The organism is Bacteroides sp. D22, from assembly GCF_000163675.1.
In the GTDB taxonomy this organism is placed as follows: domain Bacteria; phylum Bacteroidota; class Bacteroidia; order Bacteroidales; family Bacteroidaceae; genus Bacteroides; species Bacteroides xylanisolvens.
Window position 1 is genome coordinate 85,610 of sequence record NZ_GG774814.1, and the last position, 23,211, is coordinate 108,820.

General features: G+C 39.8%; 35 protein-coding genes. All 35 read left to right on the forward strand.

Annotated elements, in window-relative coordinates:
• Positions 1-106: 106 nt before the first annotated feature.
• The 35 genes from rpoC to rplQ all read left to right on the forward strand — a co-directional run bounded on the left by rpoC (position 107) and on the right by rplQ (position 23,071).
• Entirely contained in the window at positions 107-4,390 is a 4,284-nt protein-coding gene (gene rpoC, locus HMPREF0106_RS07120) for a DNA-directed RNA polymerase subunit beta' (RefSeq protein WP_004310891.1), read from the forward strand.
• A gap of 146 nt (positions 4,391-4,536) precedes the next feature.
• Positions 4,537-4,845: a DUF3467 domain-containing protein gene (locus tag HMPREF0106_RS07115; RefSeq protein ID WP_004296354.1), complete on the forward strand. Its 309-nt coding sequence runs from the start codon at positions 4,537-4,539 to the stop codon at positions 4,843-4,845.
• Positions 4,846-4,981: 136 nt separating this feature from the next.
• A complete protein-coding gene (rpsL, locus tag HMPREF0106_RS07110; protein ID WP_002558078.1) occupies positions 4,982-5,392 on the forward strand; it encodes a 30S ribosomal protein S12 in 411 nt (136 codons plus the stop codon).
• 143 nt (positions 5,393-5,535) lie between these two features.
• Entirely contained in the window at positions 5,536-6,012 is a 477-nt protein-coding gene (rpsG, locus tag HMPREF0106_RS07105; RefSeq protein WP_004296352.1) for a 30S ribosomal protein S7, read from the forward strand.
• A gap of 45 nt (positions 6,013-6,057) precedes the next feature.
• Positions 6,058-8,175, forward strand: coding sequence for an elongation factor G (fusA, locus tag HMPREF0106_RS07100; RefSeq protein WP_009040597.1), 2,118 nt, complete (start codon positions 6,058-6,060; stop codon positions 8,173-8,175).
• A gap of 80 nt (positions 8,176-8,255) precedes the next feature.
• Positions 8,256-8,561: a 30S ribosomal protein S10 gene (gene rpsJ / locus HMPREF0106_RS07095; RefSeq protein WP_002558075.1), complete on the forward strand. Its 306-nt coding sequence runs from the start codon at positions 8,256-8,258 to the stop codon at positions 8,559-8,561.
• Between the two features lie 18 nt (positions 8,562-8,579).
• A complete protein-coding gene (gene rplC, locus HMPREF0106_RS07090; protein ID WP_004313455.1) occupies positions 8,580-9,197 on the forward strand; it encodes a 50S ribosomal protein L3 in 618 nt (205 codons plus the stop codon).
• Entirely contained in the window at positions 9,197-9,823 is a 627-nt protein-coding gene (gene rplD, locus HMPREF0106_RS07085) for a 50S ribosomal protein L4 (protein WP_009040598.1), read from the forward strand. The genes rplC and rplD overlap by 1 nt, the downstream gene beginning before the upstream one ends.
• 16 nt (positions 9,824-9,839) lie before the next feature.
• Positions 9,840-10,130, forward strand: coding sequence for a 50S ribosomal protein L23 (gene rplW, locus HMPREF0106_RS07080; RefSeq protein ID WP_004296347.1), 291 nt, complete (start codon positions 9,840-9,842; stop codon positions 10,128-10,130).
• Between the two features lie 5 nt (positions 10,131-10,135).
• Positions 10,136-10,960 carry a 50S ribosomal protein L2 gene (gene rplB, locus HMPREF0106_RS07075; RefSeq protein WP_009040599.1) on the forward strand — a complete coding sequence of 275 codons (825 nt, stop codon included), beginning with the start codon at positions 10,136-10,138 and terminating at the stop codon, positions 10,958-10,960.
• A gap of 20 nt (positions 10,961-10,980) precedes the next feature.
• Positions 10,981-11,250, forward strand: a complete 270-nt coding sequence (gene rpsS, locus HMPREF0106_RS07070; protein WP_004296345.1) for a 30S ribosomal protein S19 — start codon at positions 10,981-10,983, stop codon at positions 11,248-11,250.
• Between the two features lie 36 nt (positions 11,251-11,286).
• Positions 11,287-11,697 carry a 50S ribosomal protein L22 gene (gene rplV, locus HMPREF0106_RS07065; RefSeq protein ID WP_004296344.1) on the forward strand — a complete coding sequence of 137 codons (411 nt, stop codon included), beginning with the start codon at positions 11,287-11,289 and terminating at the stop codon, positions 11,695-11,697.
• Positions 11,698-11,702: 5 nt separating this feature from the next.
• A complete protein-coding gene (rpsC, locus tag HMPREF0106_RS07060; RefSeq protein WP_004296343.1) occupies positions 11,703-12,434 on the forward strand; it encodes a 30S ribosomal protein S3 in 732 nt (243 codons plus the stop codon).
• A 23-nt stretch (positions 12,435-12,457) separates the two neighbouring features.
• On the forward strand, positions 12,458-12,892 hold the full coding sequence (gene rplP, locus HMPREF0106_RS07055) for a 50S ribosomal protein L16 (RefSeq protein ID WP_004291234.1): 435 nt from the start codon (positions 12,458-12,460) through the stop codon (positions 12,890-12,892).
• Between the two features lie 5 nt (positions 12,893-12,897).
• Positions 12,898-13,095, forward strand: a complete 198-nt coding sequence (rpmC, locus tag HMPREF0106_RS07050) for a 50S ribosomal protein L29 (RefSeq protein WP_004296342.1) — start codon at positions 12,898-12,900, stop codon at positions 13,093-13,095.
• The gene (gene rpsQ, locus HMPREF0106_RS07045; protein WP_004296341.1) at positions 13,092-13,361 is read left to right on the forward strand and encodes a 30S ribosomal protein S17; all 270 of its coding nucleotides are present in this window, start codon (positions 13,092-13,094) and stop codon (positions 13,359-13,361) included. Before rpmC ends, rpsQ begins: the two co-directional genes overlap by 4 nt.
• 2 nt (positions 13,362-13,363) lie before the next feature.
• Positions 13,364-13,729, forward strand: a complete 366-nt coding sequence (gene rplN / locus HMPREF0106_RS07040) for a 50S ribosomal protein L14 (protein WP_004296340.1) — start codon at positions 13,364-13,366, stop codon at positions 13,727-13,729.
• Between the two features lie 19 nt (positions 13,730-13,748).
• Positions 13,749-14,069, forward strand: coding sequence for a 50S ribosomal protein L24 (gene rplX, locus HMPREF0106_RS07035; RefSeq protein WP_004296339.1), 321 nt, complete (start codon positions 13,749-13,751; stop codon positions 14,067-14,069).
• Positions 14,069-14,626 (forward strand): 50S ribosomal protein L5, encoded by a 558-nt coding sequence (rplE, locus tag HMPREF0106_RS07030; protein WP_004310886.1) that lies wholly within the window; start codon positions 14,069-14,071, stop codon positions 14,624-14,626. Before rplX ends, rplE begins: the two co-directional genes overlap by 1 nt.
• 5 nt (positions 14,627-14,631) lie before the next feature.
• Entirely contained in the window at positions 14,632-14,931 is a 300-nt protein-coding gene (rpsN, locus tag HMPREF0106_RS07025) for a 30S ribosomal protein S14 (RefSeq protein WP_004310885.1), read from the forward strand.
• A 52-nt stretch (positions 14,932-14,983) separates the two neighbouring features.
• Positions 14,984-15,379 carry a 30S ribosomal protein S8 gene (gene rpsH, locus HMPREF0106_RS07020; RefSeq protein WP_004296336.1) on the forward strand — a complete coding sequence of 132 codons (396 nt, stop codon included), beginning with the start codon at positions 14,984-14,986 and terminating at the stop codon, positions 15,377-15,379.
• A gap of 15 nt (positions 15,380-15,394) precedes the next feature.
• Positions 15,395-15,964 carry a 50S ribosomal protein L6 gene (rplF, locus tag HMPREF0106_RS07015; protein ID WP_004310884.1) on the forward strand — a complete coding sequence of 190 codons (570 nt, stop codon included), beginning with the start codon at positions 15,395-15,397 and terminating at the stop codon, positions 15,962-15,964.
• Between the two features lie 21 nt (positions 15,965-15,985).
• Positions 15,986-16,330: a 50S ribosomal protein L18 gene (rplR, locus tag HMPREF0106_RS07010; RefSeq protein WP_004310883.1), complete on the forward strand. Its 345-nt coding sequence runs from the start codon at positions 15,986-15,988 to the stop codon at positions 16,328-16,330.
• Between the two features lie 5 nt (positions 16,331-16,335).
• On the forward strand, positions 16,336-16,854 hold the full coding sequence (gene rpsE / locus HMPREF0106_RS07005; RefSeq protein WP_004296333.1) for a 30S ribosomal protein S5: 519 nt from the start codon (positions 16,336-16,338) through the stop codon (positions 16,852-16,854).
• A 9-nt stretch (positions 16,855-16,863) separates the two neighbouring features.
• Positions 16,864-17,040 carry a 50S ribosomal protein L30 gene (rpmD, locus tag HMPREF0106_RS07000; protein ID WP_004296332.1) on the forward strand — a complete coding sequence of 59 codons (177 nt, stop codon included), beginning with the start codon at positions 16,864-16,866 and terminating at the stop codon, positions 17,038-17,040.
• Between the two features lie 32 nt (positions 17,041-17,072).
• Positions 17,073-17,519 (forward strand): 50S ribosomal protein L15, encoded by a 447-nt coding sequence (gene rplO / locus HMPREF0106_RS06995; RefSeq protein WP_008023042.1) that lies wholly within the window; start codon positions 17,073-17,075, stop codon positions 17,517-17,519.
• A 4-nt stretch (positions 17,520-17,523) separates the two neighbouring features.
• Positions 17,524-18,864, forward strand: coding sequence for a preprotein translocase subunit SecY (gene secY, locus HMPREF0106_RS06990; RefSeq protein ID WP_004310881.1), 1,341 nt, complete (start codon positions 17,524-17,526; stop codon positions 18,862-18,864).
• A 15-nt stretch (positions 18,865-18,879) separates the two neighbouring features.
• A complete protein-coding gene (map, locus tag HMPREF0106_RS06985; RefSeq protein ID WP_008023041.1) occupies positions 18,880-19,677 on the forward strand; it encodes a type I methionyl aminopeptidase in 798 nt (265 codons plus the stop codon).
• A gap of 1 nt (position 19,678) precedes the next feature.
• On the forward strand, positions 19,679-19,897 hold the full coding sequence (infA, locus tag HMPREF0106_RS06980) for a translation initiation factor IF-1 (RefSeq protein ID WP_002558052.1): 219 nt from the start codon (positions 19,679-19,681) through the stop codon (positions 19,895-19,897).
• Between the two features lie 8 nt (positions 19,898-19,905).
• The gene (gene ykgO, locus HMPREF0106_RS26220; protein WP_002558051.1) at positions 19,906-20,022 is read left to right on the forward strand and encodes a type B 50S ribosomal protein L36; all 117 of its coding nucleotides are present in this window, start codon (positions 19,906-19,908) and stop codon (positions 20,020-20,022) included.
• A 33-nt stretch (positions 20,023-20,055) separates the two neighbouring features.
• On the forward strand, positions 20,056-20,436 hold the full coding sequence (gene rpsM / locus HMPREF0106_RS06975) for a 30S ribosomal protein S13 (RefSeq protein WP_004296328.1): 381 nt from the start codon (positions 20,056-20,058) through the stop codon (positions 20,434-20,436).
• Positions 20,437-20,447: 11 nt separating this feature from the next.
• The gene (gene rpsK / locus HMPREF0106_RS06970) at positions 20,448-20,837 is read left to right on the forward strand and encodes a 30S ribosomal protein S11 (protein WP_004296327.1); all 390 of its coding nucleotides are present in this window, start codon (positions 20,448-20,450) and stop codon (positions 20,835-20,837) included.
• A 117-nt stretch (positions 20,838-20,954) separates the two neighbouring features.
• Positions 20,955-21,560, forward strand: a complete 606-nt coding sequence (rpsD, locus tag HMPREF0106_RS06965; protein ID WP_004296326.1) for a 30S ribosomal protein S4 — start codon at positions 20,955-20,957, stop codon at positions 21,558-21,560.
• An 11-nt stretch (positions 21,561-21,571) separates the two neighbouring features.
• A complete protein-coding gene (locus HMPREF0106_RS06960) occupies positions 21,572-22,564 on the forward strand; it encodes a DNA-directed RNA polymerase subunit alpha (RefSeq protein WP_004296325.1) in 993 nt (330 codons plus the stop codon).
• A 3-nt stretch (positions 22,565-22,567) separates the two neighbouring features.
• Positions 22,568-23,071 carry a 50S ribosomal protein L17 gene (gene rplQ, locus HMPREF0106_RS06955; protein WP_004313458.1) on the forward strand — a complete coding sequence of 168 codons (504 nt, stop codon included), beginning with the start codon at positions 22,568-22,570 and terminating at the stop codon, positions 23,069-23,071.
• Positions 23,072-23,211: the final 140 nt, after the last annotated feature.

Here is a 23,211-nt window from a genome sequence, read left to right on the forward strand (position 1 = left end):
AATAATGAAAGAATGTGAGATGTCAATGTACCGATGAAGGTTTGTTGGCATCCGCACTTTTTTCAATTTCCAATGATTCAATTATCAAATCTCAATTATATAGAGTATGGCTTTTAGAAAAGAAAATAAGACGAAAAGTAATTTCTCGAAGATCTCAATTGGTCTGGCTTCTCCGGAAGAAATCCTTGAGAATTCGAGTGGTGAAGTTTTGAAGCCTGAAACCATTAATTACCGTACGTACAAACCCGAACGTGACGGTTTGTTCTGCGAGCGCATTTTTGGTCCTATCAAGGATTATGAATGTCATTGCGGTAAATACAAGCGTATCCGTTATAAAGGTATCGTCTGCGACCGTTGTGGGGTGGAAGTTACTGAAAAGAAAGTGCGCCGTGAACGTATGGGACATATCCAGCTGGTTGTGCCGGTGGCTCACATCTGGTATTTCCGTTCGCTTCCTAATAAAATCGGTTATTTGCTCGGATTGCCGACAAAGAAACTGGATTCGATTATATACTACGAACGTTATGTTGTTATTCAGCCGGGTGTGAAAGCTGAAGATGGCGTAGCTGAATATGATTTGCTTTCTGAAGAAGAATATCTGGATATTCTGGATACGCTTCCGAAAGACAATCAGTATCTTGAAGATAATGATCCGAATAAATTTGTTGCAAAGATGGGAGCCGAAGCTATTTATGATTTGCTGGCTCGTTTGGATCTGGATGCTTTGTCTTACGAACTGCGTCACCGCGCCGGAAACGATGCGTCTCAGCAACGTAAGAATGAAGCTTTGAAACGTCTTCAGGTAGTAGAATCGTTCCGCGCATCACGTGGACGTAACAAACCGGAATGGATGATCGTACGTATCGTACCGGTTATTCCGCCCGAACTTCGTCCGTTGGTTCCGCTGGATGGTGGCCGTTTTGCTACATCTGACTTGAACGACCTTTATCGTCGTGTGATTATCCGTAACAACCGTTTGAAACGACTGATTGAAATCAAGGCTCCGGAAGTAATCTTGCGTAATGAAAAACGTATGCTTCAGGAATCTGTCGATTCTTTGTTTGATAACTCACGTAAGTCAAGTGCTGTGAAGACAGACGCCAACCGTCCGTTGAAGTCATTGTCTGACAGTTTGAAAGGTAAACAGGGACGCTTCCGTCAGAACTTGCTGGGTAAACGTGTTGACTACTCTGCTCGTTCCGTAATCGTTGTTGGTCCGGAATTAAAGATGGGTGAATGCGGTATTCCTAAATTGATGGCTGCCGAATTATACAAGCCGTTTATTATTCGCAAGCTCATCGAACGTGGTATCGTTAAGACTGTTAAGTCTGCAAAGAAAATCGTAGACCGCAAAGAGCCGGTGATTTGGGATATCTTGGAACATGTAATGAAGGGACACCCGGTACTGTTGAACCGTGCTCCGACCTTGCACCGTTTGGGTATTCAGGCTTTCCAGCCTAAAATGATCGAAGGTAAAGCTATTCAGTTGCACCCGTTGGCATGTACGGCATTCAACGCCGACTTTGACGGTGACCAGATGGCTGTTCACTTGCCTTTGAGTAATGAAGCAATTCTTGAAGCACAAATGTTGATGCTTCAATCACATAATATCTTGAATCCGGCAAACGGTGCGCCTATTACTGTACCTGCACAGGATATGGTTCTTGGTTTGTACTATATTACTAAGTTGCGTGCCGGTGCAAAAGGTGAAGGTTTGACATTCTACGGACCGGAAGAAGCGTTGATCGCTTACAATGAAGGTAAGGTAGATATTCATGCTCCGGTGAAGGTTATCGTGAAAGACGTTGATGAAAATGGTAACATTGTAGACGTAATGCGCGAAACTTCAGTAGGACGTGTGATTGTGAATGAAATCGTTCCACCTGAAGCTGGTTATATCAATACAATTATCTCTAAGAAATCTCTTCGTGATATTATTAGTGATGTAATTAAGGTATGTGGTGTGGCTAAGGCTGCCGACTTCCTGGATGGAATCAAGAATTTAGGTTATCAGATGGCGTTCAAGGGTGGTTTGTCATTCAACTTGGGTGATATTATCATTCCGAAGGAAAAAGAAACTTTGGTACAGAAAGGTTACGACGAAGTTGAACAAGTCGTAAACAACTATAACATGGGTTTCATTACCAATAACGAACGTTACAATCAGGTAATTGATATTTGGACACATGTGAACTCCGAGTTGTCTAATATCCTGATGAAGACTATTTCTTCGGACGATCAGGGTTTCAACTCTGTATATATGATGCTTGACTCTGGTGCCCGTGGTTCTAAAGAGCAGATTCGTCAGTTGTCAGGTATGCGTGGTTTGATGGCAAAACCGCAGAAAGCAGGTGCTGAAGGTGGTCAGATCATCGAGAACCCGATTTTGTCGAACTTTAAAGAAGGACTTTCGGTGTTGGAGTACTTTATCTCTACCCACGGTGCTCGTAAAGGTTTGGCGGATACCGCTTTGAAGACTGCCGATGCTGGTTATTTGACTCGTCGTCTGGTGGACGTATCACACGATGTGATTATTACAGAAGAAGACTGCGGTACACTCCGCGGATTGGTTTGTACGGACCTTAAGAATAACGATGAGGTTATTGCTACTCTGTACGAACGTATCTTAGGCCGTGTTTCCGTACATGATATTATTCATCCTACCACAGGTGAATTGCTTGTTGCCGGTGGTGAAGAAATCACAGAAGAAGTAGCCAAGAAGATTCAGGAGTCTCCGATCGAGAGTGTTGAAATCCGTTCGGTATTGACTTGTGAAGCTAAGAAGGGTGTTTGTGCTAAATGTTACGGACGTAACCTGGCAACGAGCCGCATGGTTCAGAAGGGTGAAGCTGTTGGTGTAATCGCTGCTCAGTCTATTGGTGAGCCGGGTACACAGTTGACATTGCGTACATTCCACGCCGGTGGTACTGCTGCAAATATTGCAGCTAACGCCAGTATCGTTGCTAAAAATAATGCACGTCTTGAATTTGAAGAGTTGCGTACAGTAGATATCGTTGACGAGATGGGTGAATCTGCAAAAGTGGTAGTAGGTCGTTTGGCCGAAGTGCGTTTTGTGGATGTGAATACCGGTATCGTTCTTTCTACTCATAACGTACCTTATGGTTCAACACTGTATGTAAGCGACGGCGACTTGGTAGAAAAAGGCAAACTGATTGCTAAGTGGGACCCGTTCAATGCTGTTATTATCACAGAAGCAACCGGTAAGATCGAATTTGAGGGCGTGATTGAAAACGTTACTTATAAGGTTGAATCGGATGAAGCAACAGGTCTTCGTGAAATTATTATTATTGAATCCAAGGATAAAACCAAAGTTCCTACCGCTCATATCTTAACAGAGGACGGTGATTTGATCCGTACTTATAACTTACCGGTAGGTGGTCACGTTATCATCGAGAATGGTCAGAAGGTAAAAGCCGGTGAAGTAATCGTGAAGATTCCGCGTGCCGTAGGTAAGGCGGGTGATATCACGGGTGGTCTTCCTCGTGTTACTGAATTGTTTGAAGCTCGTAACCCGTCAAATCCGGCTGTCGTTTCTGAAATCGACGGTGAGGTGACAATGGGTAAGATCAAACGTGGTAACCGTGAAATCATCGTAACTTCCAAGACGGGTGAGGTTAAGAAGTATCTGGTTGCACTGTCTAAGCAGATTCTGGTACAGGAAAATGACTATGTACGTGCTGGTACTCCGTTGTCTGACGGTGCTACTACTCCGGCAGATATCTTGGCAATCAAGGGTCCTACAGCTGTACAGGAATATATCGTGAATGAAGTTCAGGATGTATACCGCTTGCAGGGTGTGAAGATCAATGATAAGCACTTTGAGATTATCGTTCGTCAGATGATGCGCAAAGTACAAATTGATGAACCGGGAGATACTCGCTTCCTCGAACAGCAAGTCGTAGACAAACTGGAATTCATGGAAGAAAATGATCGTATCTGGGGCAAGAAAGTCGTAGTGGATGCTGGTGATTCTCAAAATATGCAAGCTGGACAGATTGTAACTGCCCGCAAGTTGCGTGATGAGAATAGTATGTTGAAACGTCGTGACTTGAAGCCGGTTGAAGTTCGTGACGCTGTTGCTGCTACCTCTACTCAGATCCTTCAAGGTATCACGCGTGCTGCTTTGCAAACATCAAGCTTTATGTCGGCTGCTTCCTTCCAGGAAACAACGAAAGTATTGAATGAAGCTGCTATCAATGGTAAGATCGATAAGCTTGAAGGTATGAAGGAAAATGTGATCTGTGGTCACTTGATTCCTGCCGGTACCGGACAGCGCGAGTTCGAAAAGCTCATCGTTGGATCAAAAGAAGAGTATGACCGTATCTTGGCTAACAAGAAAACAGTACTTGACTACAATGAAGTAGAATAAATACAATTCAATTGACTATATGAAAAGGAGCAGTTGCCTGATTGGGCAATTGCTCCTTTTTTTATTTCTTTTTTACTCGCGTGTATTATCATTAGTTTCAGGAAAAATGTGTTATTTTGCAGGATAACTTTTTAATCATATTAAATATGGAAGAACAAAATAACAACGGACAATTACAGATTGAATTGAGAGAAGAGGTTGCACAGGGAACTTATGCAAATCTTGCTATTATTACTCATTCGAGTTCTGAATTCATCCTTGACTTCGTGCGCGTAATGCCGGGCATACCGAAGGCTGGTGTGCAATCTCGTATTATTGTGGCTCCGGAGCACGCAAAACGCCTGCTGCGGGCATTAGAAGATAATATAGCAAAGTATGAGCGCGTATTCGGTCCGATTCGTACTTCGGATGAACCCCCTATTTCTCCTTTGACGGGTGTAAAAGGCGAAGCGTGAGGATGATATAAAAACATTAAAAAAGAAAAAAAAGTTGTAGCGCATTGAATATTCAAATATTATTCGTATTTTTGCAGCCCAAAATGTATAGTTACGAAATTAATATAACAATAATATAAATCAAAAAACAATTAAAATGCCTACAATTCAGCAATTAGTAAGAAAAGGACGCGAAGTGCTGGTGGAGAAAAGTAAATCTCCAGCCTTGGATTCATGTCCTCAAAGACGTGGCGTTTGCGTGAGAGTATACACTACTACTCCGAAGAAGCCGAACTCTGCAATGCGTAAAGTAGCTCGTGTACGTTTGACTAACCAAAAAGAGGTGAACTCATACATTCCGGGAGAAGGACACAACTTGCAGGAACACTCAATCGTTTTGGTACGTGGTGGTCGTGTAAAAGACCTTCCGGGTGTGCGTTATCACATTGTACGTGGTACACTTGATACAGCAGGTGTTGCTGGTCGTACTCAAAGACGTTCTAAATATGGTGCTAAGCGTCCGAAACCAGGACAAGCTGCTGCTCCTGCTAAGGGTAAGAAAAAATAAGGATTAAGACCTAATTAAAATTAAAGTAATAACTTACGTTTTAGTTTGTTGGAAATGCTAAAGGTTGAGTAAATTCTCCGGAGGGAGAGTTGAAGAAGTCAAGAAGTAGACAACCAAGAACAAAAACATTATTTTTCAAACAAATGAGAAAAGCAAAACCAAAAAAACGCCTGATTCTTCCGGATCCTGTGTTTAATGACCAAAAGGTTTCCAAGTTCGTGAACCACTTGATGTATGATGGAAAGAAAAATACATCTTATGAAATCTTTTATGCCGCTTTGGAAACAGTGAAAGCAAAACTTCCTAACGAAGAAAAATCAGCTCTCGAAATCTGGAAAAAGGCTTTGGATAATGTAACTCCGCAAGTGGAAGTAAAGTCTCGCCGTGTAGGTGGTGCTACTTTCCAAGTTCCTACTGAAATCCGTCCGGATCGTAAAGAATCAATCTCTATGAAGAATTTGATTCTGTTTGCTCGCAAAAGAGGTGGTAAATCAATGGCTGACAAGTTGGCTGCTGAAATTATGGATGCCTTCAATGAACAAGGCGGTGCATACAAACGTAAAGAAGATATGCACAGAATGGCAGAAGCTAACCGTGCATTTGCTCATTTTAGATTCTAATACTGTAAGAAACCTAATATAAACTTAAAGTAAAGGAATTAGAAGATGGCTAAACATGATTTACATTTAACTCGTAATATCGGTATCATGGCTCACATTGATGCCGGAAAAACAACTACTTCTGAACGTATCCTGTTCTACACTGGATTGACTCACAAAATTGGTGAAGTTCATGATGGTGCTGCTACTATGGACTGGATGGAACAGGAGCAAGAACGTGGTATCACTATTACATCCGCTGCTACAACAACAAGGTGGAAATATGCTGGTGATACTTATAAAATTAACTTGATTGACACTCCGGGACACGTTGACTTTACCGCAGAGGTAGAACGTTCATTGCGTATCCTTGATGGGGCTGTAGCTGCTTACTGTGCTGTTGGTGGTGTTGAGCCTCAATCAGAAACTGTATGGCGTCAGGCTGATAAATATAACGTTCCTCGTATTGCTTATGTTAATAAGATGGACCGTTCTGGTGCTGACTTCTTTGAAGTAGTTCGTCAGATGAAGGATGTTCTTGGAGCTAATCCGTGTCCGATTGTTGTTCCTATCGGTGCTGAAGAATCTTTCAAAGGTCTTGTTGACCTTATCAAAATGAAAGCTATCTATTGGCATGATGAAACAATGGGGGCTGACTACAGTATTGAGGAAATCCCTGCAGAACTTATCGATGAAGCTAACGAGTGGAGAGATAAGATGCTTGAAAAAGTAGCAGAATTTGATGATGCTTTGATGGAGAAATATTTCGATGATCCTTCTACTATTACTGAAGAAGAAGTATTGAGAGCTCTTCGTAATGCAACAGTTCAGATGGCTGTAGTTCCTATGCTTTGCGGATCTTCTTTTAAGAACAAAGGTGTTCAGACATTGCTTGATTATGTTTGTGCTTTCTTGCCTTCTCCACTTGATACAGAGAACGTAATAGGTACAAATCCTAATACGGGAGCTGAAGAGGATCGTAAACCAAGTGATGATGAAAAAACATCTGCTTTGGCGTTTAAGATCGCAACTGACCCATATGTAGGTCGTTTGACTTTCTTCCGTGTTTATTCTGGTAAAATTGAAGCAGGTTCTTATATCTACAACTCTCGTTCTGGTAAGAAAGAACGCGTTTCTCGTCTGTTCCAGATGCACTCCAACAAACAGAACCCGGTTGAAGTAATCGGTGCTGGTGATATTGGTGCAGGTGTAGGCTTTAAAGATATTCGTACTGGGGATACTTTGTGTGATGAAACAGCTCCGATAGTACTTGAGTCTATGGACTTTCCGGAACCGGTTATTGGTATCGCTGTAGAACCTAAGACTCAGAAAGATATGGATAAACTGTCTAACGGTTTGGCTAAATTGGCTGAAGAAGACCCGACATTTACTGTGAAAACAGACGAACAGACAGGTCAGACAGTTATTTCTGGTATGGGTGAGCTTCACTTGGATATTATCATTGACCGTTTGAAACGTGAATTCAAGGTAGAATGTAATCAAGGTAAGCCTCAGGTTAACTATAAGGAAGCTATCACGAAGACAGTTGACTTGCGTGAAGTGTACAAGAAGCAGTCTGGTGGACGTGGTAAGTTTGCTGATATCATTGTGAACATTGGTCCGGCTGATGCGGATTTCACTTTAGGTGGTTTGCAGTTTGTTGATGAAGTGAAGGGTGGTAATATTCCTAAGGAATTTATCCCAGCAGTTCAGAAAGGCTTTACAAATGCTATGAAGAGTGGTGTTTTGGCAGGCTACCCATTGGATTCATTGAAAGTGACTTTGGTTGATGGTTCATTCCACCCGGTTGACTCTGACCAGTTGTCATTTGAAATCTGTGCAATGCAGGCTTATAAAAATGCATGTGCTAAGGCAGGTCCTGTTTTGATGGAACCTATCATGAAACTGGAAGTTGTAACTCCGGAAGAAAACATGGGTGATGTTATCGGTGACTTGAACAAACGTCGTGGACAGGTTGAAGGTATGGAATCTAGCCGCTCTGGCGCTCGTATCGTGAAAGCGATGGTTCCACTGGCGGAAATGTTTGGTTACGTAACAGCTTTACGTACTATTACTTCTGGTCGTGCAACCTCGTCAATGACCTACTCTCATCACGCTCAGCTTTCTTCTTCTATTGCTAAGGCTGTATTGGAAGAAGTAAAAGGACGCGCTGATTTACTCTAAAATATCTAAAGTAGCAGGCTAGCGAATGACTCTTAGCCTGCCGCTTTATCTTATTATAAATGTATTAATTAAAAAAAATAATGAGTCAGAAAATTAGAATTAAATTGAAATCTTACGACCACAACTTGGTTGACAAGTCAGCTGAGAAAATTGTAAGAACTGTAAAAGCTACAGGTGCTATCGTTAGCGGTCCAATACCTCTGCCTACGCACAAACGTATCTTTACTGTGAACCGTTCGACTTTCGTAAATAAAAAGTCTCGTGAGCAATTTGAACTCTCTTCTTATAAGAGATTAATCGACATCTATAGCTCAACAGCTAAGACAGTAGATGCTTTGATGAAGTTGGAATTGCCAAGTGGTGTGGAAGTAGAAATTAAAGTTTGATAATTAAAAATTAGTGAAATGCCAGGATTATTAGGAAAAAAAATCGGAATGACATCCGTTTTCAGTGCCGATGGTAAAAATGTACCATGCACTGTTATCGAAGCAGGTCCTTGTGTTGTTACTCAAGTTAAAACTGTAGAAAAAGATGGCTATGCAGCTGTTCAGTTGGGTTTCCAGGACAAAAAGGAAAAACATACAACTAAACCGTTGATGGGACATTTTAAAAGAGCAGGAGTAACACCGAAGAGACACTTGGCTGAGTTCAAAGAATTTGAAACAGAGTTGAATTTGGGTGATACCATTACTGTAGAAATGTTTAACGACGCTAGCTTTGTTGACGTTGTTGGTACTTCTAAGGGTAAGGGTTTTCAGGGTGTAGTAAAAAGACATGGTTTTGGTGGTGTGGGTCAAGCTACTCACGGTCAGCATAATCGCGCTCGTAAACCGGGTTCTATCGGTGCTTGTTCTTACCCTGCAAAAGTATTCAAAGGAATGCGCATGGGTGGACAACTTGGTGGTGACAGAGTCACTGTACAAAACTTGCAGGTATTAAAAGTAATCGCGGATCATAACCTTCTTTTGGTTAAAGGTTCTATCCCGGGTTGCAAAGGTTCAATCGTATTAATTGAGAAATAATGGAAGTTAACGTATATAACATTAAAGGTGAAGACACTGGGAGAAAGGTTTCGTTAAACGAATCTATCTTCGGAATTGAGCCCAACGACCACGCTATTTATTTGGACGTAAAACAATTTATGGCTAATCAGCGTCAGGGTACTCATAAGTCAAAAGAAAGAAGTGAAATCAGTGGTTCAACTCGTAAGATCGGTCGTCAGAAAGGTGGCGGTGGAGCACGTCGTGGTGATATGAACTCGCCTGTTCTTGTAGGTGGTGCTCGTGTTTTCGGTCCGAAACCAAGAGACTACTTCTTCAAATTGAATAAAAAAGTTAAGACATTGGCTCGTAAGTCAGCTTTGTCTTATAAAGCTCAAAACGATGCAATCATTGTCGTTGAGGATTTCACATTTGAAGCTCCTAAGACAAAAGATTTCGTTGCAATGACAAAAAATCTTAAAGTTTCCGATAAAAAGCTACTTGTAATTTTACCGGAAGCAAATAAAAACGTATATTTGTCAGCTCGTAACATCGAGGGTGCTAATGTGCAGACTATCTCAGGATTAAATACTTACAGAGTATTGAATGCTGGGGTTGTTGTGCTTACAGAAAACTCTCTGAAGGCTATTGACAATATCTTAATTTAAAAAGGAGGCTTAAATAATGGGAATTATTATTAAACCGTTGGTAACAGAGAAAATGACTGCAATCACAGATAAGCTGAATCGTTTCGGCTTTGTTGTACGTCCTGAAGCTAACAAACTGGAAATTAAGAAGGAAATTGAAGCTCTTTATAATGTTACTGTAGTTGATGTGAATACTGTGAAGTATGCTGGCAAGAATAAGAGCCGTTATACCAAAGCAGGTATCATCAATGGTCGTACGAATGCTTTCAAAAAAGCAATCGTGACATTGAAAGAAGGAGATACTATTGATTTTTATAGCAATATTTAATAAAAATGGCAGTACGTAAATTTAAGCCCACAACACCGGGGCAAAGACATAAAATTATTGGTACTTTCGAAGAAATTACTGCATCAGTACCAGAAAAGTCTCTTGTATATGGTAAGAAATCATCTGGTGGTCGTAACAGCGAAGGTAAGATGACTATGCGCTACATTGGTGGCGGTCATAGAAAGGTGATTAGAGTTGTTGATTTCAAGAGAAATAAGGACGGTGTTCCAGCAGTAGTTAAAACAATCGAATACGACCCGAATCGTTCGGCTCGTATCGCTCTGTTATTTTATGCTGATGGAGAAAAAAGATATATTATTGCTCCCAATGGATTGCAAGTTGGTGCGACTCTGATGTCAGGTGAAACAGCAGCGCCAGAGATTGGTAATGCTCTTCCTCTTCAAAACATTCCGGTGGGTACTGTGATTCACAATATCGAATTACGTCCGGGACAGGGTGCTGCTCTGGTTCGTTCAGCTGGTAACTTTGCTCAGTTGACTTCTCGTGAGGGTAAGTATTGTGTAATTAAGTTGCCTTCAGGTGAGGTTAGACAGATTCTTAGCACTTGTAAAGCTACTATCGGTAGTGTAGGTAACTCTGATCATGGATTGGAAAGTTCAGGTAAAGCAGGACGTTCTCGTTGGCAAGGACGTCGTCCTCGTAACCGTGGTGTTGTAATGAACCCGGTTGATCACCCGATGGGTGGTGGTGAAGGACGTGCTTCCGGAGGTCACCCAAGATCACGTAAGGGATTGTATGCTAAGGGACTTAAGACTAGAGCTCCTAAGAAACAATCGTCTAAGTACATTATTGAGAGAAGAAAAAAGTAATCTGATTAATTGAGTAAACTATGAGTCGTTCATTAAAAAAAGGTCCATATATTAACGTTAAGCTTGAAAAGAGAATTCTTGCCATGAATGAATCAGGTAAGAAAGTCGTAGTAAAGACTTGGGCCAGAGCTTCAATGATTTCGCCTGATTTTGTAGGCCATACAGTTGCAGTTCACAATGGAAATAAATTTATTCCTGTTTATGTTACCGAGAATATGGTAGGACACAAGTTGGGCGAATTTGCTCCAACTCGTACATTCAGAGGACACGCTGGTAACAAGAAAAGATAACAGGATTTATTTGAAATAATAAAGTAATAAATAATAATGGGAGCAAGAAAAAAAATATCGGCTGAAAAAAGAAAAGAAGCCCTTAAGACCATGTATTTTGCAAAATTGCAAAATGTTCCTACTTCTCCACGTAAGATGCGTCTGGTTGCAGACATGATCCGTGGTATGGAAGTGAACAGAGCACTTGGTGTTTTGAAATTTTCTTCAAAAGAAGCTGCTGCAAGAGTGGAAAAATTGCTTCGCTCTGCAATTGCTAACTGGGAACAGAAAAACGAACGTAAAGCAGAAAGTGGCGAATTGTTCGTAACACAGATTTTTGTTGATGGTGGAGCTACACTCAAAAGAATGAGACCGGCACCACAGGGTAGAGGTTATAGAATTCGCAAACGTTCAAATCACGTAACATTGTTCGTTGGTGCTAAAAGTAATAACGAAGATCAAAATTAAGGTAGATGGGACAAAAAGTTAATCCAATAAGCAACCGTTTAGGAATTATCAGAGGATGGGATTCTAACTGGTATGGTGGAAATGATTACGGTGATTCTTTGCTGGAAGATAGCAAAATCCGTAAATATCTTAATGCAAGACTTGCAAAAGCAAGTGTATCAAGAATCGTAATTGAACGTACGCTGAAGCTCGTTACTATTACTGTTTGCACTGCTCGCCCGGGTATTATTATCGGTAAAGGTGGCCAAGAAGTTGATAAGTTAAAAGAGGAGTTGAAGAAGGTTACCGACAAAGATATTCAAATCAATATCTTTGAAGTGAAGAGACCGGAACTGGATGCTGTGATTGTTGCTAACAACATCGCTCGCCAGGTTGAAGGTAAAATTGCCTATCGCCGTGCCATCAAGATGGCTATCGCAAACACAATGCGTATGGGTGCTGAAGGTATCAAAATTCAGATTTCAGGACGTTTGAATGGAGCTGAAATGGCTCGTTCTGAAATGTATAAAGAAGGAAGAACTCCGTTGCACACTTTCAGAGCTGATATCGACTACTGTCATGCAGAAGCATTGACTAAAGTAGGTCTTCTTGGTATCAAAGTTTGGATTTGTAGAGGTGAAGTGTTTGGTAAGAAAGAATTGGCTCCGAACTTTACACAAAGCAAAGAAAGTGGTCGTGGAAACAATAGTGGAAACAACGGCGGAAAGAACTTCAAAAGAAAGAAAAATAATCGCTAAACGAATTTGAATTTTAGGAAACTATGTTACAACCGAAAAAGACAAAATTCAGAAGACAACAAAAAGGCCGTCAGAAAGGTAATGCCCAGAGAGGCAACCAGCTGGCCTTTGGTTCTTTTGGCATAAAGGCTTTGGAGACTAAGTGGATTACAGGCCGTCAGATCGAAGCTGCTCGTATTGCAGTAACAAGATATATGCAACGTCAAGGACAGATCTGGATCCGTATATTCCCGGATAAACCGATCACTAGAAAACCTGCCGATGTACGTATGGGTAAAGGTAAAGGTGCTCCAGAGGGATTTGTGGCTCCTGTAACTCCAGGTAGAATCATTATTGAAGCTGAAGGAGTATCTTACGAAATCGCGAAAGAAGCATTGCGCTTAGCTGCTCAAAAGCTTCCTATTACAACGAAGTTTGTCGTAAGACGTGATTATGATATTCAAAATCAAAATGCGTAAGTGTTATGAAAATTGCAGAAATTAAAGAAATGACTACTAATGATTTAGTAGAAAGAGTAGAGGCGGAAACAGCTAATTATAACCAAATGGTTATTAATCATTCTATTTCTCCTTTGGAAAATCCTGCTCAAATCAAACAATTACGCAGGACTATTGCGCGTATGAAAACAGAATTGCGCGAAAGAGAACTTAACAATAAATGATCAGCTTGATGGAAGCAAGAAATTTAAGAAAAGAAAGAACAGGGGTTGTGTTGAGCAATAAGATGGACAAGACCATCACAGTTGCTGCCAAATTTAAGGAAAAACACCCTATATATGGTAAGTTCGTTAGCAAAACGAAGAAGTACCATGCTCACGATGAAAAGAATGAATGCAATATCGGTGATACTGTAAGCATCATGGAAACTCGTCCTTTGAGCAAGACTAAAAGATGGAGATTAGTAGAAATAATTGAAAGAGCTAAGTAATTATGATACAAGTAGAATCCAGACTTACAGTATGTGATAACAGTGGAGCGAAAGAGGCGTTGTGTATCCGCGTTTTGGGGGGGACAGGTCGTCGTTATGCTTCAGTGGGGGATGTCATTGTAGTTTCAGTGAAGAGCGTTATCCCTTCTAGTGATGTTAAAAAAGGTGCAGTATCAAAGGCTTTGATTGTACGTACAAAGAAAGAAATCCGTCGTCCTGATGGTTCTTATATACGTTTTGATGATAATGCTTGCGTGTTGTTGAATAATGCAGGTGAAATTAGAGGTAGTCGTATTTTCGGTCCTGTAGCAAGAGAACTTCGTGCTACAAACATGAAAGTTGTGTCACTTGCGCCTGAGGTACTTTAATTTGTAAAAGATTTAAGTAATGAGTAAATTACATATTAAAAAAGGCGATACAGTTTACGTAAATGCTGGTGAAGATAAGGGCAAAACTGGTCGTGTATTGAAGGTTCTTGTTAAAGAAGGACGTGCATTTGTTGAAGGTATCAATATGGTATCTAAAAGCACAAAGCCGAATGCAAAGAATCCACAAGGTGGTATTGTGAAGCAAGAAGCTTCTATCCACATTTCAAACTTGAACCCGGTTGATCCAAAAACTGGTAAAGCAACGCGTATTGGGAGAAAAAAGAGTTCGGAAGGAACTTTAGTGCGTTATTCTAAAAAATCAGGAGAGGAGATTAAGTAATGAGTAATACTGCTAGTCTTAAGAAAGAATATGCAGAGCGTATAGCACCTGCATTGAAATCACAGTTCCAGTATTCTTCTACAATGCAGATACCCGTACTTAAGAAGATTGTAATCAATCAGGGATTAGGTATGGCTGTTGCTGATAAGAAGATTATCGAAGTAGCAATCAATGAAATGACAGCTATTACAGGTCAAAAAGCTGTAGCTACCATTTCTCGTAAAGATATCGCAAACTTTAAGTTGCGTAAAAAAATGCCGATTGGTGTTATGGTAACTTTACGTCGTGAAAGAATGTACGAATTCCTTGAAAAATTGGTTCGTGTAGCTCTTCCTCGTATTCGTGACTTCAAAGGTATCGAAAGTAAGTTTGATGGTAAAGGTAACTATACCCTTGGTATTCAGGAACAAATCATTTTCCCTGAAATAAATATCGATAGTATTACAAGAATTCTCGGAATGAATATTACCTTTGTAACCTCTGCGGAAACAGATGAAGAAGGTTATGCTTTGCTGAAGGAATTCGGTTTACCTTTTAAAAACGCTAAAAAAGACTAATAGATATGGCAAAGGAATCAATGAAAGCACGTGAAGTAAAGCGTGCTAAATTAGTAGCCAAATACGCCGAGAAAAGAGCTGCTTTGAAGCAAATCGTAAGAACAGGTGATCCTGCTGATGCTTTCGAAGCTGCACAGAAGTTGCAAGAGTTGCCAAAGAATTCTAATCCAATTCGTATGCACAACCGTTGCAAACTGACTGGTCGTCCTAAAGGTTATATTCGTCAGTTCGGAATTTCGAGAATTCAATTCCGTGAGATGGCATCTAACGGACTGATCCCAGGCGTAAAAAAAGCAAGCTGGTAATTATTGTTTAAATATTGTCAGGGTAGTCCTGATTAATTTAATTTATTTTTATATGACTGATCCAATAGCAGATTATTTAACGAGGTTGCGGAACGCGATTGGTGCAAAGCACAGAGTTGTTGAAGTTCCCGCTTCGAATTTGAAAAAAGAAATCACTAAGATTCTTTTTGAAAAAGGCTACATCCTTAATTATAAGTTTGTAGAAGATGGTCCTCAAGGAACTATTAAGGTTGCCTTGAAGTATGATTCTGTTAACAAAGTTAACGCAATCAAAAAGTTAGAAAGAATATCTTCTCCGGGTATGCGTAAGTATACTGGTTACAAAGATATGCCGCGTGTTATTAATGGGCTGGGTATTGCTATAATATCTACTTCCAAAGGTGTAATGACTAACAAAGAGGCTGCAGAACTGAAAATCGGTGGTGAAGTCTTGTGTTATGTATATTAATTAGGAGGAATTAGAATGTCAAGAATAGGAAAATTACCCATTAGTATCCCTGCTGGAGTGACAATCACTCTGAAGGATAATGTGGTTACCGTAAAGGGACCCAAAGGCGAAATGAGCCAATATGTGAATCCTGCTATCAATGTTACTATTGAAGACGGACACGTAACTTTAACAGAAAACGATAAAGAAATGCTTGATAACCCGAAGCAGAAACATGCTTTCCACGGTTTGTATCGTTCATTGGTTCACAACATGGTTGTGGGCGTATCTGAAGGTTACAAGAAAGAACTGGAACTTGTAGGTGTAGGTTATCGTGCTTCAAACCAAGGTAACATCATTGAGCTGGCTTTAGGTTATACACACAATATTTTCATTCAATTACCTGCTGAGGTAAAAGTTGAAACGAAGTCTGAAAGAAATAAGAATCCTCTTATTATATTGGAATCGTGTGACAAACAATTGCTTGGTCAAGTTTGCTCTAAAATACGTTCTTTCCGTAAGCCTGAACCATACAAGGGTAAAGGTATTAAGTTTGTTGGCGAAGTAATTCGTAGAAAGTCTGGTAAATCAGCCGGCGCTAAGTAATTCATATAAAATTAGATTATTATGACAACAAAAATAGAAAGACGAGTTAAGATCAAATATAGAGTACGCAACAAAATTTCAGGTACTACTGAATGTCCGCGTATGAGTGTATTTAGAAGTAACAAGCAAATTTATGTCCAGATTATCGATGATCTTTCTGGTAAGACACTGGCTGCTGCTTCTTCTTTAGGTTTGACTGAGAAAGTCGCTAAAAAAGAACAAGCTGCTAAAGTTGGTGAAATGATTGCTAAAAAGGCTCAGGAAGCAGGTATAACTACTGTTGTTTTCGACCGTAATGGTTACTTGTATCATGGGAGAGTAAAAGAAGTAGCTGATGCTGCTCGTAACGGTGGACTTAAATTTTAATCATTATGGCAGGAGTTAATAATAGAGTTAAGATTACTAACGATATAGAACTGAAAGATAGATTAGTTGCTATTAATCGTGTTACTAAAGTTACCAAAGGTGGTAGAACTTTTAGTTTCTCTGCAATCGTTGTTGTAGGTAACGAAGAAGGTATCATTGGTTGGGGACTTGGTAAAGCAGGTGAAGTAACAGCTGCTATCGCTAAAGGTGTTGAGTCAGCTAAAAAGAACCTGGTGAAAGTACCTATTTTAAAAGGTACTGTTCCTCATGAACAATCAGCTAGATTTGGTGGTGCTGAAGTATTCATCAAACCTGCATCTCACGGAACCGGTGTTGTAGCTGGTGGTGCTATGCGTGCTGTATTGGAAAGTGTTGGTGTTACTGACGTTTTGGCTAAATCTAAAGGTTCTTCGAATCCGCATAATCTTGTTAAAGCTACAATTGAAGCTTTGAGTGAAATGCGTGATGCAAGAATGGTTGCTCAGAACAGAGGTATTAGTGTTGAAAAAGTATTTAGAGGATAAGGAGGAGATATGTCAACTATAAAGATTAAACAAGTTAAAAGTAGAATTGGTGCTCCAGCTGATCAGAAAAGAACTCTTGACGCACTGGGACTTCGTAAACTGAACCGTGTGGTTGAACACGAAAGCACTCCTTCAATTCTTGGAATGGTAGATAAAGTAAAACACTTGGTTGCCATTGTTAAGTAATTATTTGTTGAATAATAAAACGAAATTACAATATGAACTTAAGTAATTTAAAACCTGCTGAGGGATCTACTAAGACAAGAAAAAGAATTGGACGTGGTGCTGGTTCTGGCTTAGGTGGTACTTCTACAAGAGGTCATAAAGGAGCTAAATCAAGATCTGGATACTCTAAGAAAATCGGTTTTGAAGGTGGTCAGATGCCTCTTCAACGTCGAGTTCCTAAATTTGGTTTCAAGAATATTAATCGTGTTGAATATAAAGCTATCAACTTGGATACTATCCAGAAACTTGCTGAAGCTAAAAGCTTGGCAAAAGTTGGTGTAAACGACTTTATCGAAGCAGGATTTATTTCTTCAAATCAGTTGGTAAAAGTATTGGGTAACGGAACTCTGACTAACAAGCTGGAAGTAGAAGCTCATGCATTCTCTAAGACTGCAACTGCTGCTATCGAAGCTGCTGGTGGAACTGTAGTAAAACTCTGATTCAATGAGAAAAGCTATTGAAACATTAAAGAATATATGGAAGATTGAGGATCTGAGACAGCGGATCCTCATCACCATATTGTTTGTGGCAATTTACCGTTTCGGATCGTATGTCGTATTACCGGGTATCAATCCGGCGATGCTGGCAAAATTGCACGAACAAACAAGTGAAGGCCTTTTAGCCTTGTTAAATATGTTCTCTGGAGGAGCATTTTCTAATGCCTCTATTTTTGCATTAGGAATCATGCCTTATATCTCTGCATCTATCGTAATCCAGTTATTGGGAATCGCTGTACCGTATTTCCAGAAGTTGCAACGCGAAGGTGAGAGCGGCAGAAGAAAAATGAATCAATATACTCGTTACTTGACGATTGCTATATTGTTAGTTCAGGCCCCTTCTTATTTGCTCAATCTTAAAATGCAGGCTGGCCCTTCCTTAAATGCTTCATTAGATTGGACTCTGTTTATGGTTACCTCTACCATTATTTTGGCAGCAGGTAGTATGTTTATTTTGTGGCTTGGTGAAAGAATTACTGATAAAGGTATTGGTAACGGTATTTCATTTATCATCTTGATTGGTATTATCGCTCGTTTCCCTGATGCTTTGTTGCAAGAAGTTGTATCCAGAGTAGCAAATAAGAGCGGTGGTCTGATTATGTTTATAATTGAAATCGTATTCTTATTATTAGTGATTGGCGCTGCTATTCTTTTGGTGCAAGGTACAAGAAAGATTCCTGTACAGTATGCAAAAAGAATTGTTGGTAACAAGCAATATGGTGGTGCTAGACAGTATATCCCTTTAAAGGTGAATGCTGCCGGTGTTATGCCTATCATTTTTGCTCAGGCAATCATGTTTATTCCAATTACATTTATCGGCTTTTCAAATGTAAATGATGCAGGCGGTTTCTTGCATGCGTTTACAGATCATACAAGTTTCTGGTATAATTTTGTCTTTGCGGTAATGATTATATTATTTACGTATTTCTATACTGCAATTACAATTAATCCGACTCAGATGGCTGAGGATATGAAGAGAAATAATGGTTTCATCCCTGGTATTAAACCGGGAAAGAAAACAGCAGAGTATATTGATGATATAATGTCTCGTATCACTTTGCCGGGTTCTTTCTTCTTGGCTTTAGTTGCTATTATGCCTGCTTTTGCCGGTGTATTCGGAGTGCAAGCAGGATTCGCTCAATTCTTCGGCGGTACATCTTTGTTAATTCTTGTAGGTGTTGTTCTTGATACCCTGCAACAGGTTGAAAGTCATTTGTTGATGAGACACTATGATGGTCTGTTGAAATCTGGTCGTATTAAAGGACGCGCTGGTGTAGCGGCATATTAATTCTTTAGATTAGAAATGATATTTCTTAAAACAGAAGATGAAATAGAATTGCTCCGTCAGAGTAACCTGCTTGTTGGTAAAACTCTTGCAGAGGTTGCCAAACTGGTGAAGCCTGGTGTAACTACACGTGAGTTGGATAAAGTTGCTGAAGAGTTCATTAGAGATCATGGGGCAACTCCAACTTTCAAAGGATTTCCGAATCAATATGGAGAACCGTTTCCCGCATCTCTCTGTACTTCTGTCAATGAACAGGTGGTACATGGAATCCCAGGGGATATCGTACTGAAAGATGGTGATATCGTATCAGTGGATTGCGGAACTTACATGAATGGTTTCTGTGGTGATTCTGCTTATACTTTTTGTGTAGGAGAGGTAGACGAAGAGATTCGTAACTTGTTGAAGGTAACTAAAGAAGCGTTATATATTGGCATCCAGAACGCAGTGCAAGGTAAAAGAATTGGTGATATCGGATATGCTATTCAGCAATATTGTGAGTCTCATTCTTATGGTGTAGTGCGTGAGTTTGTTGGCCATGGCATCGGTAAAGAGATGCACGAAGATCCTCAGGTTCCTAACTATGGTAAAAGAGGATATGGACCATTGATGAAAAGAGGCCTTTGCATAGCGATAGAGCCGATGATAACATTGGGAGACCGACAAGTGATAATGGAAAGTGACGGATGGACTGTGAGGACCAGAGATCGTAAATGTGCTGCACATTTTGAGCATACGATAGCTGTTGGAGCTGGTGAAGCTGATATTTTGTCTTCATTCAAATTCATAGAAGAAGTTTTAGGAGATAAAGCAATATAATATGGCAAAGCAATCTGCAATAGAACAAGATGGAGTTATAGTTGAAGCATTGTCAAATGCAATGTTTCGTGTTGAATTAGAAAACGGACATGAGATTACCGCACATATTTCAGGCAAGATGAGGATGCATTACATCAAGATCCTGCCGGGAGATAAAGTGAGAGTCGAAATGTCTCCTTACGACTTATCGAAAGGAAGAATTGTGTTTAGATATAAATAAAATAAGATATGAAAGTAAGAGCATCATTAAAGAAACGCACGCCAGAATGTAAGATCGTTAGACGTAATGGCCGTTTGTATGTTATTAACAAGAAAAATCCTAAGTATAAACAACGTCAAGGATAATTTGTTATTTTTGCAAAAAAAATAATTTAGTATATGGCTATAAGAATAGTTGGTGTAGATTTACCTCAGAACAAAAGAGGTGAAATTGCGTTGACCTATGTATATGGAATAGGTCGCAGTAGTTCAGCAAAAATTTTAGATAAAGCTGGTGTAGATAAAGATCTGAAGGTTAAAGACTGGACAGATGATCAAGCTGCTAAGATTCGTGAGATTATCGGTGCAGAGTATAAAGTAGAAGGTGATCTTCGTTCTGAAATCCAATTGAACATTAAGCGATTAATGGATATTGGTTGCTATCGTGGTGTACGTCACCGTATTGGTCTGCCTGTTAGAGGTCAGAGCACTAAGAACAATGCACGTACTCGTAAGGGTAGAAAGAAAACCGTTGCTAATAAGAAAAAAGCTACTAAATAATAATTGTTGATATGGCAAAAAAAACAGTTGCAGCTAAAAAGAGAAATGTGAAAGTAGACGCTAATGGACAGTTGCATGTTCATTCATCTTTCAACAATATTATTGTTTCTCTTGCAAATAGTGAAGGGCAGATTATCTCTTGGTCATCTGCTGGTAAAATGGGATTTAGAGGTTCTAAAAAGAATACTCCTTATGCAGCTCAGATGGCTGCCCAGGATTGTGCAAAGATTGCATTCGATCTTGGCCTGAGAAAGGTAAAAGCATATGTGAAGGGTCCAGGTAACGGACGTGAGTCTGCTATTAGAACTATCCACGGTGCTGGTATCGAAGTTACTGAAATCATTGACGTGACTCCGCTTCCACATAATGGTTGTCGTCCTCCGAAAAGACGTAGAGTTTAATTTACCTTTAACTTACACAATGATCTTGATTTTGTTTTTGGATTACATTAATTTCTCTCTGTAATCGCGGCTGCAACAAATTGAGTTCATGAATAAACAATTAAATATTTAAAAGAAATGGCTAGATATACTGGACCAAAATCGAGAATCGCCCGTAAATTCGGTGAAGGAATCTTTGGAGCTGACAAAGTTTTGTCAAAGAAGAACTATCCCCCCGGACAACATGGTAATTCAAGAAAAAGAAAAACTTCTGAATACGGTGTGCAACTTCGTGAAAAACAGAAAGCTAAATACACTTATGGAGTTTTAGAAAAACAATTCCGTAATTTGTTTGAAAAAGCAGCTACTGCTAAAGGTATTACCGGTGAGGTACTTCTTCAATTGCTGGAAGGCCGTCTTGACAACGTAGTATTCCGTTTGGGTATTGCTCCTACACGTGCTGCTGCTCGTCAGTTGGTTAGTCACAAGCACATCACTGTAGATGGTGAAGTAGTAAACATTCCTTCATTTGCAGTAAAACCAGGACAATTGATTGGTGTTCGTGAAAGATCTAAGTCTTTGGAAGTAATTGCTAATTCTCTTGCAGGTTTCAATCACAGCAAGTATGCTTGGTTGGAATGGGACGAGGCTTCAAAGGTTGGTAAAATGTTGCACATACCTGAAAGAGCAGACATTCCTGAGAACATTAAAGAACATTTGATCGTTGAATTGTATTCTAAATAATAATTAATTTCATGGCGATATTAGCATTTCAAAAACCTGATAAAGTATTAATGTTGGAGGCGGACTCCAGATTCGGAAAATTCGAATTCCGTCCGTTGGAACCGGGTTTTGGTATTACTGTAGGTAATGCATTACGCCGTATCCTTCTTTCTTCATTAGAGGGTTTTGCTATCACTACTATCAGAATCGATGGTGTGGAGCATGAATTTTCTAGTGTACCTGGAGTAAAAGAGGATGTTACCAACATTATCTTGAATCTGAAACAAGTGAGATTCAAGCAAGTAGTTGAAGAGTTCGAGAGCGAAAAAGTGAGCATCACTGTCGAGAATTCCAGTGAATTTAAAGCAGGTGACATAGGTAAGTATTTGACTGGATTTGAAGTGTTAAATCCGGAATTAGTTATTTGTCATTTAGATTCTAAGTCAACTATGCAGATTGATATTACTATTAACAAGGGTCGTGGTTATGTACCTGCTGATGAAAATCGCGAGTATTGCACGGATGTTAATGTAATTCCAATCGACTCTATTTATACACCGATACGTAATGTCAAGTATGCTGTAGAAAACTTCCGTGTAGAGCAGAAGACTGACTACGAAAAGCTAGTGCTTGAAATTAGTACCGACGGTTCTATACACCCGAAAGAAGCGCTGAAAGAAGCTGCAAAAATTCTGATTTATCACTTCATGTTGTTCTCTGACGAGAAGATCACGCTTGAAAGTAATGATACTGATGGCAATGAAGAGTTTGATGAAGAAGTATTGCACATGCGTCAGCTGTTGAAAACTAAACTCGTTGATATGGACTTGTCAGTTCGTGCCCTCAATTGCTTGAAGGCTGCTGACGTAGAAACTCTCGGCGACTTGGTACAATTCAACAAAACTGACCTGCTGAAATTCAGAAACTTCGGAAAGAAATCGCTTACCGAGCTTGATGATTTGCTGGAAAGTCTGAATCTGTCGTTTGGAACCGACATTTCTAAATATAAATTAGATAAAGAATAAAAAATGAGACATAATAAAAAATTCAATCATTTAGGTCGTACTGCTTCTCATAGAAGCGCTATGTTATCTAACATGGCTTGCTCTTTGATCAAGCACAAAAGAATCACTACGACTGTTGCAAAGGCGAAAGCTTTGAAGAAGTTTGTTGAGCCTTTGATTACTAAGTCTAAAGAAGATACTACGAACTCTCGTCGTGTTGTATTTAGCAACTTGCAAGATAAGATTGCAGTAACAGAGTTGTTCAAAGAAATCTCTGTTAAGATTGCTGATCGTCCGGGTGGTTATACTCGTATTATCAAGACTGGTAACCGTTTGGGTGACAACGCAGAAATGTGCTTTATTGAGTTGGTTGACTACAATGAAAACATGGCTAAGGAAAAAGTTGCTAAGAAAGCTACTCGTACTCGTCGTTCGAAGAAAGCTGCTGAAGCTGCTCCTGCTGCTGTTGAAGCTCCTGCAACTGAAGCTCCTAAGGCTGAAGAACCAAAAGCTGAATCGGCTGAATAATTTTACAGTTATTCTTATAGATATAAAAAAGGCTACCTTCAAAGGTAGCCTTTTTTGTTTGTCTGCCGTTTATTAATACTAAGATACATTAAAATATATCCTAATTAAACTTTTCATAGAGAGAATCTGTTATATTTGCA

What these genes read in the sequence shown, in the direction of transcription:
- rpoC (WP_004310891.1), top strand. Translation starts at nt 107, where the DNA reads ATGGCTTTTAGAAAAGAAAATAAGACGAAAAGTAATTTCTCGAAGATC.
- HMPREF0106_RS07115 (WP_004296354.1), top strand. Translation starts at nt 4,537, where the DNA reads ATGGAAGAACAAAATAACAACGGACAATTACAGATTGAATTGAGAGAA.
- rpsL (WP_002558078.1), top strand. Translation starts at nt 4,982, where the DNA reads ATGCCTACAATTCAGCAATTAGTAAGAAAAGGACGCGAAGTGCTGGTG.
- rpsG (WP_004296352.1), top strand. Translation starts at nt 5,536, where the DNA reads ATGAGAAAAGCAAAACCAAAAAAACGCCTGATTCTTCCGGATCCTGTG.
- fusA (WP_009040597.1), top strand. Translation starts at nt 6,058, where the DNA reads ATGGCTAAACATGATTTACATTTAACTCGTAATATCGGTATCATGGCT.
- rpsJ (WP_002558075.1), top strand. Translation starts at nt 8,256, where the DNA reads ATGAGTCAGAAAATTAGAATTAAATTGAAATCTTACGACCACAACTTG.
- rplC (WP_004313455.1), top strand. Translation starts at nt 8,580, where the DNA reads ATGCCAGGATTATTAGGAAAAAAAATCGGAATGACATCCGTTTTCAGT.
- rplD (WP_009040598.1), top strand. Translation starts at nt 9,197, where the DNA reads ATGGAAGTTAACGTATATAACATTAAAGGTGAAGACACTGGGAGAAAG.
- rplW (WP_004296347.1), top strand. Translation starts at nt 9,840, where the DNA reads ATGGGAATTATTATTAAACCGTTGGTAACAGAGAAAATGACTGCAATC.
- rplB (WP_009040599.1), top strand. Translation starts at nt 10,136, where the DNA reads ATGGCAGTACGTAAATTTAAGCCCACAACACCGGGGCAAAGACATAAA.
- rpsS (WP_004296345.1), top strand. Translation starts at nt 10,981, where the DNA reads ATGAGTCGTTCATTAAAAAAAGGTCCATATATTAACGTTAAGCTTGAA.
- rplV (WP_004296344.1), top strand. Translation starts at nt 11,287, where the DNA reads ATGGGAGCAAGAAAAAAAATATCGGCTGAAAAAAGAAAAGAAGCCCTT.
- rpsC (WP_004296343.1), top strand. Translation starts at nt 11,703, where the DNA reads ATGGGACAAAAAGTTAATCCAATAAGCAACCGTTTAGGAATTATCAGA.
- rplP (WP_004291234.1), top strand. Translation starts at nt 12,458, where the DNA reads ATGTTACAACCGAAAAAGACAAAATTCAGAAGACAACAAAAAGGCCGT.
- rpmC (WP_004296342.1), top strand. Translation starts at nt 12,898, where the DNA reads ATGAAAATTGCAGAAATTAAAGAAATGACTACTAATGATTTAGTAGAA.
- rpsQ (WP_004296341.1), top strand. Translation starts at nt 13,092, where the DNA reads ATGATCAGCTTGATGGAAGCAAGAAATTTAAGAAAAGAAAGAACAGGG.
- rplN (WP_004296340.1), top strand. Translation starts at nt 13,364, where the DNA reads ATGATACAAGTAGAATCCAGACTTACAGTATGTGATAACAGTGGAGCG.
- rplX (WP_004296339.1), top strand. Translation starts at nt 13,749, where the DNA reads ATGAGTAAATTACATATTAAAAAAGGCGATACAGTTTACGTAAATGCT.
- rplE (WP_004310886.1), top strand. Translation starts at nt 14,069, where the DNA reads ATGAGTAATACTGCTAGTCTTAAGAAAGAATATGCAGAGCGTATAGCA.
- rpsN (WP_004310885.1), top strand. Translation starts at nt 14,632, where the DNA reads ATGGCAAAGGAATCAATGAAAGCACGTGAAGTAAAGCGTGCTAAATTA.
- rpsH (WP_004296336.1), top strand. Translation starts at nt 14,984, where the DNA reads ATGACTGATCCAATAGCAGATTATTTAACGAGGTTGCGGAACGCGATT.
- rplF (WP_004310884.1), top strand. Translation starts at nt 15,395, where the DNA reads ATGTCAAGAATAGGAAAATTACCCATTAGTATCCCTGCTGGAGTGACA.
- rplR (WP_004310883.1), top strand. Translation starts at nt 15,986, where the DNA reads ATGACAACAAAAATAGAAAGACGAGTTAAGATCAAATATAGAGTACGC.
- rpsE (WP_004296333.1), top strand. Translation starts at nt 16,336, where the DNA reads ATGGCAGGAGTTAATAATAGAGTTAAGATTACTAACGATATAGAACTG.
- rpmD (WP_004296332.1), top strand. Translation starts at nt 16,864, where the DNA reads ATGTCAACTATAAAGATTAAACAAGTTAAAAGTAGAATTGGTGCTCCA.
- rplO (WP_008023042.1), top strand. Translation starts at nt 17,073, where the DNA reads ATGAACTTAAGTAATTTAAAACCTGCTGAGGGATCTACTAAGACAAGA.
- secY (WP_004310881.1), top strand. Translation starts at nt 17,524, where the DNA reads ATGAGAAAAGCTATTGAAACATTAAAGAATATATGGAAGATTGAGGAT.
- map (WP_008023041.1), top strand. Translation starts at nt 18,880, where the DNA reads ATGATATTTCTTAAAACAGAAGATGAAATAGAATTGCTCCGTCAGAGT.
- infA (WP_002558052.1), top strand. Translation starts at nt 19,679, where the DNA reads ATGGCAAAGCAATCTGCAATAGAACAAGATGGAGTTATAGTTGAAGCA.
- ykgO (WP_002558051.1), top strand. Translation starts at nt 19,906, where the DNA reads ATGAAAGTAAGAGCATCATTAAAGAAACGCACGCCAGAATGTAAGATC.
- rpsM (WP_004296328.1), top strand. Translation starts at nt 20,056, where the DNA reads ATGGCTATAAGAATAGTTGGTGTAGATTTACCTCAGAACAAAAGAGGT.
- rpsK (WP_004296327.1), top strand. Translation starts at nt 20,448, where the DNA reads ATGGCAAAAAAAACAGTTGCAGCTAAAAAGAGAAATGTGAAAGTAGAC.
- rpsD (WP_004296326.1), top strand. Translation starts at nt 20,955, where the DNA reads ATGGCTAGATATACTGGACCAAAATCGAGAATCGCCCGTAAATTCGGT.
- HMPREF0106_RS06960 (WP_004296325.1), top strand. Translation starts at nt 21,572, where the DNA reads ATGGCGATATTAGCATTTCAAAAACCTGATAAAGTATTAATGTTGGAG.
- rplQ (WP_004313458.1), top strand. Translation starts at nt 22,568, where the DNA reads ATGAGACATAATAAAAAATTCAATCATTTAGGTCGTACTGCTTCTCAT.